Raw genomic sequence first — 13,329 nt, 5'->3', positions numbered from 1 at the left:
GAGATCCGGGACCGGCGAAGTCTGCTCCGCCGATGGTGAGAGCCTATCGCAAAAACCGATTCCCGAAGAACCTGGTCCCTACGACAGGCTGATCAGCCTCAGAGCGAGGACTCGAGGACGCCCTTCATCCACGACGGGTGCTCCAGCACCTTGCCACAGCCGATGGCGACGCAGGACAGCGGATCGTCAGCGACCTGGACCGGCAGGCCGGTATGATCGCGGATCTCGACATCCAGACCGCGCAGCAGGGCGCCGCCGCCCGTCAGCATGATGCCCTTGTCGGCAATGTCGGCGGCCAGTTCCGGCGGGGTGGCTTCCAGCGCGACCTTGACGGCCTCGACGATCTGCGAGACCGGCTCGGCCAGGGCCTCGGCGGCCTGACGCTCGCTCATCTTCACTTCGCGCGGCACGCCCTGCATCAGGTCGCGGCCCTTGACCTCAATCGACAGGCCTTCGCCGTCGGCCGGGATGCGGGCGGTGCCGATGTCCTTCTTGATGCGCTCGGCGGTCGTTTCACCGATCAACAGGTTATGGTTGCGGCGCATGTAGCTGATGATGGCGTCGTCCATCATGTCGCCGCCGACGCGGACCGAACGCGAATAGACGATGCCCGACAGCGACAGGACGGCCACTTCGGTCGTGCCGCCGCCGATATCGACGACCATGGAGCCGGTCGGCTCGTGGATCGGCAGGCCGGCGCCGATCGCGGCGGCCATGGGCTCGTCGATCAGACCGACGCGGCGGGCCGAGGCGTTCAAGCAGGAATCATTGATGGCGCGGCGCTCGACGGCCGTGGCGCCCGAGGGGACGCAGACGATCATCTTGGGGTTCACGAAGCCCTTGCGGTTATGAACCTTGCGGATGAAGTGCTTGATCATCTCCTCGGCGACTTCGAAGTCGGCGATGACCCCGTCGCGCATCGGACGGATGGCTTCCATGTGGCCGGGCGTGCGGCCCAGCATCTGCTTGGCTTCCAGGCCGACGGCGTGGACGATCTTGCGGCCGCCGACGTTGCGCAGGGCGACAACCGACGGCTCGTTCAGGACGATGCCCTTGCCACGCATGTAGATCAGGGTGTTGGCCGTCCCCAGATCCATCGCGATGTCGTTGGAGATCATGCCGAAGAGGGGTGAAAGCATGGGCGTAGGTTACCGCTTGTTCGGGCCTGCTAGGGCGTGAGTCTTGTTCGTCCGCTCTGGCGACGCCCCTGCCCCGCGCACCCGTGTGCACAGCGCTGTCCTGATCGTCCTCGCCTGGCCGACTACAGGCCCGTTTGCCCTCATGCCGCGTCGATTGCAAGCGCCTATGACTCGTCGATCACAGCCTTGTCACGGCAAGGCTTGAAAGCCTGTCCGCTCAAGCTTTTTCGGCCCCGCTTGCCGGTCGCGCCCTCGGGTCCTGGACACGATCCGCTCGATGAACGCCGAAAGGCCGCTCTAACGGCCGAGAAGCGGCTCGCCTCGCGCCAGTATCAGTCCGCGCGCGCCGCCTCCCGACGCTTCACGATCTCGCGTACCGCCAGCATAAGCCCCAGCCAGACGACGGCGACACCCGCCAGGATCAGCGAGGTCCACACCCCGTCGCCGGACACCGCCGCCATGAAGGATCCGCCGAAGAAGGCGACCAGGGCCGTCTTGGGCAGAACCCCCAGAGCGCAGCCCGCCAGATAGCCCGGGAAGGACGCCCGCACCGCGCCGAACGCCATGTTGACGACGATGAAGGGCGCCGAGGGCACGTTGCGAATGATGAAGCTGGCGGAAAAGGCGTTGCGTCCGACGAAGCGCTGCAGCCGTTCCGTCACTCCGCCGCCGAACCTTTCCAGCGCCCGCGCCGTGGGGCCGCGCCCCAGCCAGTAGGTGACGGCCGCCGAGGCCACGGTGGCGATCCAGCTGTAGAGAAAGCCAAACCACGGTCCGAAGGCCACCACACAGGCTGCGATCAGGATGAACTGCGGCACGCCCAGGAAGGCCGACAGGGTGAAGACGATGATGGCCGCGACCAGACCCCAAGGCCCGACGCGATATCCGGCCAGCCAGGCCTCCAGCTTCTCTTCGGCGCCGAGCGTGAAGTGAGCCTTGCCGAAGGCGAACAGGGCGATGATTCCCGCCAGCAGCAGCAGGCTGACCAGCAGGGTTCGCCACCGCTGGGCTTCCATATTCAGCAGAAAATCGACGATCCGCCGCATAAATTTCGCCCAAATCGCCTTTTGATCGTCCGCAGGACGCACAAACGTTGTGCGCCCGCGCCGGGTTGCGTATCAAGCCTCGCCTCCCCGGCTCTCACCACATCCACCAGACGGGATAGACATGTCCAGCCTTCAGTCCGCCTCCCTCGCCCGCGTCAAGCCTTCGGCCACCCTGGCCGTGACTGCTCAGGCGCGCGAGCTGAAACGCCAGGGACGCGACGTCATCGGCCTGGGCGCCGGCGAGCCGGACTTCGACACCCCGGACAACATCAAGGCGGCCGCCATCGAGGCCATCAACCGCGGCGAGACCAAGTACACTGACGCCGACGGCATGCCGGAACTGAAGGCAGCCATCGTCGCCAAGTTCGCGCGCGAAAACGGCCTGACCTACGCCGCTAACCAGATCCACGTCGCCTCGGGCGGCAAGCCGGTGATCTACAACGCCTTCGTGGCCACCCTGAACCCCGGCGACGAGGTCATCGTGCCGGCGCCCTACTGGGTTTCATACCCGGACATGGTGCTGCTGGCGGGCGGCGAGCCGGTCACCGTGATCGGCGAGGAAGCCGACGGCTTCAAACTGCGCCCCGAGGTTCTGGACGCCGCCATCACGCCGCGCACCAAGTGGCTGATCCTCAACTCGCCGTCGAACCCGACCGGCGCCGCCTATACCCGCTCCGAGCTGGAAGCCCTGGCCGTGGTGCTGCGCAAGCACCCGCAGGTCTGGATCCTGACCGACGACATGTACGAGCACCTCGTTTATGGCGGCTTCGAATACGTCACCATCGCCCAGGTCGCGCCCGACCTCTACGACCGCACCCTGACCTGCAACGGCGTGTCCAAGGCCTATGCCATGACCGGCTGGCGCATCGGCTATGCGGGCGGGCCCAAGCCGCTGATCGACCTGATGCGCAAGGTGGCCAGCCAGACGACCTCCAACCCCTCGTCCATCAGCCAGTGGGCCGCCGTCGAGGCCCTGAACGGGCCGCAGGACTTCCTGGCCGAGCGTTCCGCCGCCTTCGAAAAGCGCCGCGACCTGGTGGTGTCCATGCTGAACCAGGCGACGGGCGTGCGTTGCCCCACGCCCGAAGGCGCCTTCTACGTCTATCCCTCGATCGAGGGCCTGATCGGCAAAACGACGGAAGCCGGCGTGGTCATCACCGACGACGAAGTCTTCACCGCCGAACTGCTGAACCAGGAAGGCGTGGCCGTGGTCCAGGGCGCCGCCTTCGGCCTCAGCCCCTATTTCCGCATCAGCTACGCCACCTCGGAAGCCGTGCTGGAAGAAGGCTGCCGCCGTATCCAGAAGTTCTGCGCCAGCCTGAAATAGGCATTCCTCATAGAGCGGCGGTCGCGTCTCTGGCGCGATCGTCGCGAGAGGCGTAGCGTTCGAAGATCGTCGATACTCGATCCTTCGGAGGCTAGTCTCATGAAGCGTTTGACGACAGCCAGCGCCCTGGCGCTGACCGCCGCCCTGACCGTGTCCGGCCTCGCGGCCGCGCAAACCCAGCCCACAACCGGCCCCGTCGCCACCTACTGGATGACGGCCCAGACCAGCAGCGGCCTGTCCGGCATGGGCGGCATGAGCGGGGGCGGCGGGTTCAACCCCATGGCCATGATGTCCGGCGGCGGCGTCCACAAGTCGCTGACGCTGCAGCTTCAATCCAGCCGCACCACGGCCTCGCCCCACGCCGAGCACCTGCCGCCCGCCTCGCTGGGCGTCGGCCCCAGCCTGCCGCTGATCACGCCGGACATGCCCGAGCGCGGCCCCGACTACGACCGCAACGCGCCGCAGGACTATGGCGGCTCGGCCCGGATGCTGATCTATCACGGCTGCGGCGAGGCGACCGGCGCGGGCCAACCCGTCGTGATCGAACTGTCTCGCAACAGCGCCAGCCAGTTCGGCGCCCTGGCCAACAACATCCGCCTGTCCTCGCCCACGCCGCCCTCGCCCGGCTCGGGCCGCACCTACGGCGACTGGCCGAACAGCCGCGACAGCCAGGCCGTGCCGCCGAACGGCTCCCTGGTCGGCGCGCACAAGGTTCAGGGCGACTATACGCCCGACATCACCTTCAGCCTGAATGGCGATCAGGACTTCCTGGCGCCGTTGCAACTGACGGGCGTCGGGCCGAACGACGGCTCGGGCCTGGGCTGGCAGAGCGTGCCGAACGCGCGCGGCTACTTCGCCCTGACCATGGGCGCGAACGAGGCCGGCGATGTCGTCATCTGGAGTTCCAGCGACATCGCCATCTCGCCCGGCATGATCCCCGACTTCCTGTCGCCTGGCGATCTGGACCGGCTGATCGCGCAGAAGGTCATCCTGCCCGCCACGACCACGCGCTGTCCGATCCCCGGCGCCGTCCTGGCCGCCGCGCCCCAGGCCATGGTGAAGGTCACAGCCTTTGGCGGAGAGGCCGACTTCACCTATCCGCCGCGCCCGGCCAACCGGCGCGAGACCTGGAACATCGAGCACGTGGTCAAGGTGCGATACGGCGCGACCGCCACCACCATGCTGGGCATGGACATGTCGGACATGGACATGGGCGACGGCGCCGAGGGCGCGCGCGCTCAGGACCGCGGGGTTCCTGCACCGCCGACCGTCGGCGACGCCGCGCGTTCTCTTCTGAGGGGGCTAGGCGGTCTGCGGCGTCGAAACTAGGCCGCGCGGCTGACGGCGAAGTCAGCCAGGTCTTCCAGCGCCGAGCGCCAGTCGCTGGCCGGCAGCACCGACAGCGCCGCCTTGGCCCGATCGGCATAGTCGCCGGCGGCGTCCAGCGTCGCCTCGACCGCGCCCGTGCCCAGGATCAGTTCACGCGCGCGGGTGAAGTCTTCCGGCGTGCGCTCGCCCTTGGTGATGACGCGGTCCCAGAACAGGTCTTCCTTGCCCTTGGTGCGCTGGACGGCCAGCAGCAGCGGCAGGGTGGCCTTGCCCTCGTTGAAGTCGTCGCCGGCGTTCTTCCCAAGCGTCGCGGTGTCGCTGCCGTAGTCGAGCGCGTCGTCGGCCAGTTGGAAGGCGATGCCCAGGGCCATGCCGTAGTCGCGCAGCGCCTTGACCTGTTCCTCGGTCGCGCCGGCGCCCACCGCGCCTGACTCTGCGGCGGCGGCGAACAGTTCGGCGGTCTTGGCGCGGATGATCTGCAGATAGGTGTCCTGATCCAGGTTCAGGTCGTGGGCGCGCGTCAGTTGCAGCACCTCGCCCTCGGCGATGACGCTGGACGCCGTCGCCAGAATACCCAGAGCACGCAGGGAATCGGTTTCGACCATCAGCTCGAAGGCCCTCGCGAACAGGAAGTCGCCGACCAGGACCGACGAGGCCGCGCCCCAGATCAGGTGCGCCGCCACCTTGCCGCGCCGCATCTCCGAGCTGTCGACGATATCATCATGCAGCAGGGTCGCAGTGTGGATGAACTCGACCGAGGCCGCCAGCTTCTTGGGTCCTTCGATCTCGCCCGTCGCGCCGATGGCGCGGGCCGCCGCGACCGTCAGCAGCGGACGCAGACGCTTGCCGCCCGCCGAGACCAGATGCTCGGCCAGAAGCGGGATCACCGGCACGTCGGACTGCATCCGGGCGATGATAAGGGCGTCGACCGCCGCCATGTCGTCCTTGGCCAGACGAACAAGAGCGTCCACATCGCCCTTGGGGCGGGGAGCGGCGACGAGAGCTGCGTCCACGAAAATCTCTTTCAACTCAGGGGGCGAAGGGGAAGATTCGCCCGGAAATCACTCGCATCCGCTTGCCCGAACGCGATGCGGCGCACAATGGTGGCGGCGTCATGATGGGTCAAGCCGGGTCAGCCCTTACTGCCGCAGTTGATGTTGCGGAATCCGCCCTGCTGGGCGGCCGTGTCCGCCTGCGCCAGCCGGTGAAGGGTTATCGCGCCGGTATGGACGCCGCCCTGCTGGCCGCCGCCGTCGAGGCCAAGCCGGGCGAGCGCCTGATCGAGGCGGGCTGCGGCGCGGGCGCGGTGCTGATGCAAGTTGCCGCCCGTCGCTCGGGCGTGATCCTGGCCGGGCTGGAGCGCGATGCGACCGCCGCCGGACTGGCTCGCGAAAACGCCTCCCTGAACGGCGTCGATGACCGCACCACCATTCTCAGCGGCGATGTGGCGCAGGGTTTCCGGGCATTGGCCCTGCCGGCGTTCGACTGGGCGGTCAGCAACCCGCCCTTCTTCGACGACCCCGGCGCACTGCGGGCGCCCGCTCCCGGCAAGCAGGGCGCATGGATGGCCGACGACGGGCTGAAGGCCTGGACCAGCTTCCTGCTGAAGGCCGTGCGCGAGGGCGGCAAGATCGTGGTCATCCACCGCGCCGACCGCCTGGCCGACCTACTGGCCCTGCTGGGCGACAAGGCCGGCTCCTTCGCCATCCGCCCCATCCAGCCCTACGCCGACCAACCCGCCAAGCGGGTGCTGGTCCAGGCGATCAAGACCGGCAAGGCGCCCTTACGCCTGCTGCCGCCCCTGGTCCTGCACGACCGCACCGACGCCAAGCACAGCCCCGAGGCCGAGGCGATCCTGCGCGGCGAGGCGGGGCTGGGTTGGTGATGACGCCTCTCCCTCCCCTTCATGGGGAGGGTGGCTGACGCGCAGCGTCAGACGGGTGGGGAGGGCTTGGCGATACGAAACGCGGCGACCTGTTTGCCGACGCGCCCCCACCCGGTTTCGCCCTTCGGGCTCAACCACCCTCCCCAAAATGGGGAGGGAGAGGTATGACCGCCCCATGTCCCTGCGCCCCCTCTTCCCGACCCAGGTCTATGAAGCCTCGCTGGCCGATCTGCCCGCCTGGCCCGAACTGCACGAGGAAATCCTCGATCTCTGCCTGGTCATGGCCGAGGAGGACGAGGCCGGCATCGAATGGTGCAAGGCCAATCATTATCCGGGCTACACCTCCTACGGCTCGATCAACGACCTGCCGCACCGCTTCCCCGAGTTCGCCGAGCTGAAGAAGCTGCTGGACAAGCACGCCGCCGCCTACGCCAAGGCCCTGCATTTCGATCTGGCGCGCAAGCCCAAGCTGGACAATCTGTGGGTCAATGTCCTGATGCCCGGCGGCGGCCACACCGGCCACATCCACCCGCACGCCATCATTTCCGGCACCATCTACATTCACGTGCCCGACGGCGCCTCGTCGTTGAAGATCGAGGACCCGCGCCTGGTCATGATGATGGCCCGCCCCGGTCTGACCGCCGAAGCGACCGAGACCGAAAAGCCCTTCGTCTATCTGAAGCCCGCCTCGGGCACGATCCTGATGTGGGAAAGCTGGTTGCGCCACGAGGTCCCGGCCAACCGCGCCGAGGAACAGCGCATCTCGATCAGCTTCAACTACGCCTGAAGCGCCCGCACCACACGGTGCGAGCGCCCAGCCCGGCATCAGCAATCGAAATAGAAGGTCTCGATGTGCTGCCCCATGATCAGAGGGTCATGGTAAAAACTGCCGTCACAGTTCTGACCCGACACGGCGACAAGAACCCGCGGCTCCAACTCCTGATTGTAATGGTACGACACGTGGCCTTGCTCAACCGGGCCTGGCCACGGCCGTTGCTGGGCGCTGGCGACGCTGGACAGGGCGGCCACGGAAAGCGCGGCAAGAACCGCAAGACGCGAAATTTTCACGATATTCCCTCCTGGTGCGCAGGATCGCGCGGGTCGAAGGGACTACAATCATCTTACTACTTCAAGTTGAATTTTGAAAAGCCGAAACGCATAACGCCGCACCTTCGCCATATTCATCCGCAGCTATGGCCACCAAAGTGAAGCTAGGGCTGGGGAACCGCAGTATGTCATTCGTCACAGGCGATGCTGTGCTCGCGCTGATGATAGCCTCCATCATCGCCCTGGCAGGCTGTTCGCCTCGCGCAGACGCCGCCGTATCCCCCGCCGAGGGCGCGCCCTATGTGCTGACGGGCACCCAGGTCTGGTCGGTGCCCGATCCGGTCTCCGGCCGGGACTACGAGGTCTTCGTCAGCCTGCCCGCCAGCTATGAGGCCGAGCCGAACCGCCGCTATCCGGTCCTCTATGTCACCGACGCCGACTACGCCTTCCCGATCATCCGCCAGATCGCGCGGCGCGTGAATCTGGCGGGGCCGGTGATCGAGGAGTTCATCCTGGTCGGCCTGTCCTACGCCAAGGGTGACGGCGGGGCCGACAGCCGCCGCCGCGACTACACCCCCACGCCAAACGGCCCGCGCAGTTCACGCGACGCGGTCCACGGCGGCGGCGCGGCCTATCAGACCTATCTGAAGACCCAGGCCCTGCCCTTCGTGGATCAGAAGTTCCGCACCGATCCGACGCGCCGCGTCCTGCTGGGCCATTCCTACGGCGGACTGCTGGGCGCCCAGATCATGTTCACCGACCCGACGCTGTTCAGCGGCTACGTTCTGGGCAGCCCCTCCTTCTGGTACGACAAGCGCCATATGATGAAGGTCGAGGCGGACTACGCGCGCACCCACCGCGACCTGCCCGCCGAGGTCTTCATGTATGTCGGAGCCTTCGAAGGCCCCGGCCCCACCGCCCGGCACGACAACGAGACGGACATGGTCGGCGACATGCGCGCGATGGAGCGGACGCTTAAATCCCGCGCCTATCCGGGCCTGAGCATCCAGTCGACGGTGCTGGAAAACGAGGACCATCTGACCGTCGCACCGGTCGGCTTCACCCGCGCCCTGATGGCCGTCCTGCCCGCCAAGCCCTAGTTTCGCACGAAGACGGCGTCCTGATAGACCAGCGCGCTCGGGCGACCATCGGCGTCCAGTTTGAACACGACGCCCTCGCCCCGGAACGGGGTCAGTTCGACACGCAGTCCCTCCGGCTCGGTCAGGTAGTCGGCCAGGTCCTGCTGCACGCCGATGGCGACGGACAGATGCTCGCCCGCCTCGCGGATCGTCAGGGTTCCGTAGGCCAGGTTGACGTAGTCGCCGACATAGGATGCGTTGGCCAGCGACAGGGTGCGGGGCCGCTTGGCCCGTGCCTCCACCGCGCCTGCAATGCCCGCGCGGCGACGGTCGCGTTCGACAATCAGGGCATCCAGCCTGGCGCCATAGACGGCTTCAATGTCGGGCAATCCTGCGAACCAGTCATAGGCGTAGTTGGCGACCACATCGGCCAGGTCGCCGGCGAAGGCGTCTTCGTTGACCATGACCGCCACGCCCAGACGACGCCCGGGCATGAAGGAGACATGGGCGCGCGAGCCCGAGAAGTTGCCGAAGTGATGGATCAGCACGTCGTCGCCATAGCGCCCGACCTGCCAGCCCAGGCCATAGCCGGTGCGGATATAGGGGCCGAAGGTCGCGTCCTGCGCCACCCGCGACGCATGGGTCGAGGCGACCAGCCCCGCCGGAAAGACCCGGCGCCCGCCGACACGGCCATCGTTGATCTGGGCCTCCAGCCACAGGGCTATGTCGCTCGCGGTCGAGATCAGCCCGCCCGCCGACTGCATGGTGGCGTCGGTCTTCTGCAGCGGCGACCGCTCGGGCTGGCCGGGGATACGGCCGAAATGCCCGGCGGCGACCACCGCGCCCGACGCGCGCGCTTCATCAATACGGGCGGTCGTGGCCGTCATGCCCAGCGGCGTCAGCACCTCATCCTCGACCATGGCGCGCCAGTCGCGGCCCCAGCGGCGCTCCGCCAGCACGGTGGCCAGGTTGTAGCCCGCATTGGCGTAGGCGAACTGGCCATAAGAGGTGTCGCGCGGTCGCGTCTCCGCCGTCAGCCGCCACAGAACCTCGGGCGTCCAATCACCGGAATAGGCGACCCGAAAGGCGATAGGGTCGTTGTCCACGCCCGAGCGGTGGCTGAGCAGGTCGGTCAGGGTGATCCGCGCGGCGATGTCGGCCGGCACGCCGGACGGCGGCGCCCAGTCGGCCAGGGGCGCGTCCAGATCCACCTCGCCTCGCTGCGCCATGGCCGCGAACGACAGGGCCGTGAAGGACTTGGTGGCCGAGGCGACGTAGAATCGCGTGTCCGTCGTCACCGGCGCCCCCGTCGCCACGTCCGCCACGCCGTACCCTGCCGCGTGGACCAGCCCGCCCTCGTCCACCACGGCCAGCGCCAAACCGGGCGCCGCCTCGACCCGCTGCATCGCCCGGCGCGCAAAGGCGTCCATCGCCGCGCCGAAGGTCGCGCGGTCCTGCGCCCCTGCCTCGCCGCCAGCTGTGCAGGCCAGCGCCGTCGCCAGCAGCGCCCCCATCGACCATGGCTTCATGAACGTCGCTCCCCCGCCCCCTGCGGGCTGACGGGTAGAGGCCGCCACGGGCCGGAACGGATGCACCGCCTTCAAACCGCCCCGCGTTACGTCTAGAGATTTGCCCAAAGGGTCCGCGACGGCTACATCCCGCGCCAACCTCCCCATCAGATCAGACGACAGGGCGAAACCGCACCTCATGGCGCAGCAATATATTTTCCAGATGCAGGGTCTGACCAAGACCTTCCCCGGCGGCAAGAAGATCTTCGAGAACATCTGGCTGAGCTTCTACAACGACGCCAAGATCGGCGTCGTCGGGGTCAACGGCTCGGGTAAGTCCACCCTGCTGAAGATCATGGCCGGCCTGGACAACGAGTTCCAGGGCGAAGCCCGCGCCGCCGATGGCGTCAAGCGCGGCTATCTGGAGCAGGAACCCCACCTCGATCCGGCGCTCAACGTGCGCCAGAACGTCGAGGCCTGGTGTGAAGAGAAGCAGTGGGTCAACCGCTTCAACGAAGTCGCCAACGAGCTGGGCGAAAACTACACCGACGAACTGATGGAGGAGATGACCGCCCTCCAGGAAAAGATCGACGCCGGCGACGTCTGGGACATCGACAGCCGCATCGACCAGGCCATGGGCGCCCTGCGCTGCCCGCCGGACGACTGGGAAGTCACCAACCTTTCGGGCGGTGAAAAGCGCCGCGTGGCCCTGGCCCGCCTGCTGCTCAGCAAGCCCGACATGCTGCTGATGGACGAACCGACCAACCACCTGGACGCCGAATCCGTCGCCTGGCTGCAGCACCACCTGGAAAACTTCCCGGGCTGCGTCATCCTGGTCACCCACGACCGCTACTTCCTGGATCAGGTCACGAAGTGGACGCTGGAACTGGACCGCGGCAAGGGCCACCCGCACGAGGGCAACTACTCCTCGTGGCTGGAAGCCAAGCAGAAGCGCGTCGTGCAGGAGCAGTCGGAATCGGAAGCCCGCCAGCGCGCCCTCACCCGCGAACTCGAATGGGTCCGCTCGGGCGCCAAGGCCCGTCAGGCCAAGTCCAAAGCCCGTCTGGCCGCCTATGAGAAGATGGTCTCGGAGCAGGAAAACAGCCGTCAGGCCCAGTCCTTCGCCGTCATCCAGATCCCGCCTGGCCCGCGCCTCGGCAATGTGGTGCTGGAGGTCGAGGGCCTGAAGAAGTCCTATGGCGACAAGACCCTGTTCGACAACCTGACCTTCAAGCTGCCGCCCAACGGTATCGTCGGCGTCATCGGCCCCAACGGCGCCGGCAAGTCGACCATGTTCAAGCTGATCACCGGCCAGGAAACGCCCGACGGCGGCACGATCAAGGTCGGCGAAACCGTCAAGCTGGCCTATGTCGACCAGTCGCGCGACGACCTGAAGCCGGACGACACCATCTGGCAGGCCATCTCGGGCGGCACCGACATCATGCTGGTCGGCAAGCGCGAAATTAACAGCCGCGCCTATGTCGGCAGCTTCAACTTCAAGGGCGGCGACCAGCAGAAGAAGGTGGGGCAGCTCTCTGGGGGTGAACGGAATCGCGTGCACCTGGCCAAGACCCTGGCCGCCGGCGGCAACCTGATCCTGCTCGACGAACCGACCAACGACCTGGACATCGAGACCCTGCAGAACCTCGAAGAGGCTCTGGAAGAGTTCGCCGGCTGCGCCGTGGTCATCTCCCACGACCGCTGGTTCCTGGACCGTCTGGCCACCCACATCCTCGCCTTCGAGGGCGACGGCCACGTGGAATGGTTCGAGGGCAACTTCGAAGCCTACGAACAGGACAAGATGCGCCGCCTGGGCGCGGACAGCATCATTCCCAAGCGCATCCAGCACCAGAAGTTCGGTCGCTGATCCAGCGCTAAGCTAGATGAAACGGCCCTCCGATCCGCTCGGGGGGCCGTTTTTCTTTGGCCGCTGGCGAAGTGGCGGAACCGGGTTAGTCTGCCGCCATGACCCAGCGCCCCGCCATCCTGATCATGCAGCGGCACCTAGGACCGCTCAGCGCCTTTCTCGAAAGCGCCTACGACGTCTATCGCTTCTGGGAAGGCCCGCCGGTCGAGGCCGCCGCCGACGTGCGCGTCCTGGTCGTGGCGGGCGAGTTCGAGCTGGACAAGACCCTGATCGAGCGCCTGCCCAACCTGTCGCTGATCGCCTGCTTCACCTCGGGCTATGACGGCATCGACGTGGACTGGTGCCGCGCGCGCGGCCTGCCGGTCACCCACGCACCGGCCATCAATCACGAAGACGTCGCCGACCATGCCCTCGGCCTGATCCTGGCCGCGCGCCGTCAGATCGCCGAGGGCGACCGCCAGGTCCGCGCGGGCGGCTGGACCTCGGCGTCCAAGACCATCACCCCGTCGATGGGCGGTCAGACCTTGGGCATTGTAGGCTTGGGGGCCATCGGCGAGGCTGTGGCCCGTCGCGCCGAGGTCATGCGGATGACCGTCCAGTGGTGGGCGCCCCGCGCGAAGGACGCCGCCTGGCCCCGCGCCGATAGTCTACTCGCCCTGGCCCGCGCCTCGGACGTCCTCGTCGTCGCCTGTCGCGCGGATGAAACCAATCGCGGCCTGATCTCGGCCGAGGTGATCGAGGCGCTCGGGCCCTCCGGTCTGCTGGTCAATGTCGCGCGCGGTCAACTGGTGGACGAGGACGCCGTCATCGCCGCCCTCCGCGACGGACGACTGGGCGGCGCCGCTCTCGACGTGTTCGAAATCGAGCCGACCAACGCCGCACGCTGGGCCAGCGTGCCCAACACCGTGCTGACGCCTCACACCGCCGGAGCCACGACCGAGGCGGTTCAGGGCATGCTGATGCTGCTGTTGCAGAACCTGACCGCCCATTTCGCGGGCGAACCGCTCAAGACGCCCGTCACGACCTGAGCCCGCACGATCTCACGGGTCTCTGAATGATCCATGCGGCTTAGCCGTCGCACCCCGGCCGCTTGCGGTCAGAT

Annotated in this window: 12 protein-coding genes; 7 read left to right on the top strand and 5 right to left on the bottom strand. The window is 67.3% G+C overall.

The window, feature by feature from the left end:
• Window positions 1-98: 98 nt before the first annotated feature.
• Entirely contained in the window at window positions 99-1,139 is a 1,041-nt protein-coding gene (locus B3K53_RS02260; protein ID WP_292082454.1) for a rod shape-determining protein, read from the bottom strand.
• Between the two features lie 332 nt (window positions 1,140-1,471).
• The gene (locus B3K53_RS02255; protein WP_292082453.1) at window positions 1,472-2,185 is read right to left on the bottom strand and encodes a TVP38/TMEM64 family protein; all 714 of its coding nucleotides are present in this window, start codon (window positions 2,183-2,185) and stop codon (window positions 1,472-1,474) included.
• Between the two features lie 121 nt (window positions 2,186-2,306).
• Here B3K53_RS02255 and B3K53_RS02250 point away from each other — a divergent pair, with 121 nt between their 5' ends.
• Both B3K53_RS02250 and B3K53_RS02245 read left to right on the top strand, forming a co-directional pair.
• Complete coding sequence (locus B3K53_RS02250) at window positions 2,307-3,512, top strand: pyridoxal phosphate-dependent aminotransferase (protein WP_292082452.1); 1,206 nt, start codon at window positions 2,307-2,309, stop codon at window positions 3,510-3,512.
• Between the two features lie 99 nt (window positions 3,513-3,611).
• Window positions 3,612-4,841 (top strand): hypothetical protein, encoded by a 1,230-nt coding sequence (locus B3K53_RS02245; RefSeq protein ID WP_292082451.1) that lies wholly within the window; start codon window positions 3,612-3,614, stop codon window positions 4,839-4,841.
• Here the strand turns inward: B3K53_RS02245 and B3K53_RS02240 are convergent.
• Window positions 4,838-5,812: a polyprenyl synthetase family protein gene (locus tag B3K53_RS02240; RefSeq protein ID WP_292083351.1), complete on the bottom strand. Its 975-nt coding sequence runs from the start codon at window positions 5,810-5,812 to the stop codon at window positions 4,838-4,840. The two genes, B3K53_RS02245 and B3K53_RS02240, sit on opposite strands and share 4 nt — an antisense overlap.
• A gap of 143 nt (window positions 5,813-5,955) precedes the next feature.
• On the opposite strand from B3K53_RS02240, the gene B3K53_RS02235 reads away from it, so the two are divergent.
• On the top strand, window positions 5,956-6,726 hold the full coding sequence (locus B3K53_RS02235) for a tRNA1(Val) (adenine(37)-N6)-methyltransferase (RefSeq protein WP_292082450.1): 771 nt from the start codon (window positions 5,956-5,958) through the stop codon (window positions 6,724-6,726).
• Window positions 6,727-6,901: 175 nt separating this feature from the next.
• Complete coding sequence (locus B3K53_RS02230; RefSeq protein WP_292082449.1) at window positions 6,902-7,513, top strand: TIGR02466 family protein; 612 nt, start codon at window positions 6,902-6,904, stop codon at window positions 7,511-7,513.
• Between the two features lie 38 nt (window positions 7,514-7,551).
• Here B3K53_RS02230 and B3K53_RS02225 read toward each other — a convergent pair whose 3' ends face one another.
• Window positions 7,552-7,794: a hypothetical protein gene (locus tag B3K53_RS02225; protein ID WP_292082448.1), complete on the bottom strand. Its 243-nt coding sequence runs from the start codon at window positions 7,792-7,794 to the stop codon at window positions 7,552-7,554.
• Between the two features lie 164 nt (window positions 7,795-7,958).
• Here B3K53_RS02225 and B3K53_RS02220 point away from each other — a divergent pair, with 164 nt between their 5' ends.
• Window positions 7,959-8,873, top strand: a complete 915-nt coding sequence (locus B3K53_RS02220; RefSeq protein ID WP_292082447.1) for an alpha/beta hydrolase — start codon at window positions 7,959-7,961, stop codon at window positions 8,871-8,873.
• On the opposite strand, the gene B3K53_RS02215 is transcribed toward B3K53_RS02220, so the two are convergent.
• Complete coding sequence (locus tag B3K53_RS02215) at window positions 8,870-10,381, bottom strand: serine hydrolase domain-containing protein (RefSeq protein ID WP_292082446.1); 1,512 nt, start codon at window positions 10,379-10,381, stop codon at window positions 8,870-8,872. The genes B3K53_RS02220 and B3K53_RS02215 overlap by 4 nt on opposite strands.
• Before the next feature lie 178 nt (window positions 10,382-10,559).
• On the opposite strand from B3K53_RS02215, the gene ettA reads away from it, so the two are divergent.
• Window positions 10,560-12,227 carry an energy-dependent translational throttle protein EttA gene (gene ettA / locus B3K53_RS02210; protein ID WP_292082445.1) on the top strand — a complete coding sequence of 556 codons (1,668 nt, stop codon included), beginning with the start codon at window positions 10,560-10,562 and terminating at the stop codon, window positions 12,225-12,227.
• A gap of 98 nt (window positions 12,228-12,325) precedes the next feature.
• Window positions 12,326-13,255, top strand: a complete 930-nt coding sequence (locus B3K53_RS02205; protein WP_292082444.1) for a 2-hydroxyacid dehydrogenase — start codon at window positions 12,326-12,328, stop codon at window positions 13,253-13,255.
• Window positions 13,256-13,329 lie beyond the last annotated feature (74 nt).

The organism is Brevundimonas sp. UBA7506, from assembly GCF_002479495.1.
In the GTDB taxonomy this organism is placed as follows: Bacteria; Pseudomonadota; Alphaproteobacteria; order Caulobacterales; family Caulobacteraceae; genus Brevundimonas.
Note: the sequence above shows the minus strand (reverse complement) of the source record. Positions and strands in the feature narration are given on the sequence as shown.

What these genes read in the sequence shown, in the direction of transcription:
- B3K53_RS02260 (WP_292082454.1), bottom strand. Translation starts at nt 1,139, where the DNA reads ATGCTTTCACCCCTCTTCGGCATGATCTCCAACGACATCGCGATGGAT.
- B3K53_RS02255 (WP_292082453.1), bottom strand. Translation starts at nt 2,185, where the DNA reads ATGCGGCGGATCGTCGATTTTCTGCTGAATATGGAAGCCCAGCGGTGG.
- B3K53_RS02250 (WP_292082452.1), top strand. Translation starts at nt 2,307, where the DNA reads ATGTCCAGCCTTCAGTCCGCCTCCCTCGCCCGCGTCAAGCCTTCGGCC.
- B3K53_RS02245 (WP_292082451.1), top strand. Translation starts at nt 3,612, where the DNA reads ATGAAGCGTTTGACGACAGCCAGCGCCCTGGCGCTGACCGCCGCCCTG.
- B3K53_RS02235 (WP_292082450.1), top strand. Translation starts at nt 5,956, where the DNA reads ATGATGGGTCAAGCCGGGTCAGCCCTTACTGCCGCAGTTGATGTTGCG.
- B3K53_RS02230 (WP_292082449.1), top strand. Translation starts at nt 6,902, where the DNA reads ATGTCCCTGCGCCCCCTCTTCCCGACCCAGGTCTATGAAGCCTCGCTG.
- B3K53_RS02220 (WP_292082447.1), top strand. Translation starts at nt 7,959, where the DNA reads ATGTCATTCGTCACAGGCGATGCTGTGCTCGCGCTGATGATAGCCTCC.
- B3K53_RS02215 (WP_292082446.1), bottom strand. Translation starts at nt 10,381, where the DNA reads ATGAAGCCATGGTCGATGGGGGCGCTGCTGGCGACGGCGCTGGCCTGC.
- ettA (WP_292082445.1), top strand. Translation starts at nt 10,560, where the DNA reads ATGGCGCAGCAATATATTTTCCAGATGCAGGGTCTGACCAAGACCTTC.
- B3K53_RS02205 (WP_292082444.1), top strand. Translation starts at nt 12,326, where the DNA reads ATGACCCAGCGCCCCGCCATCCTGATCATGCAGCGGCACCTAGGACCG.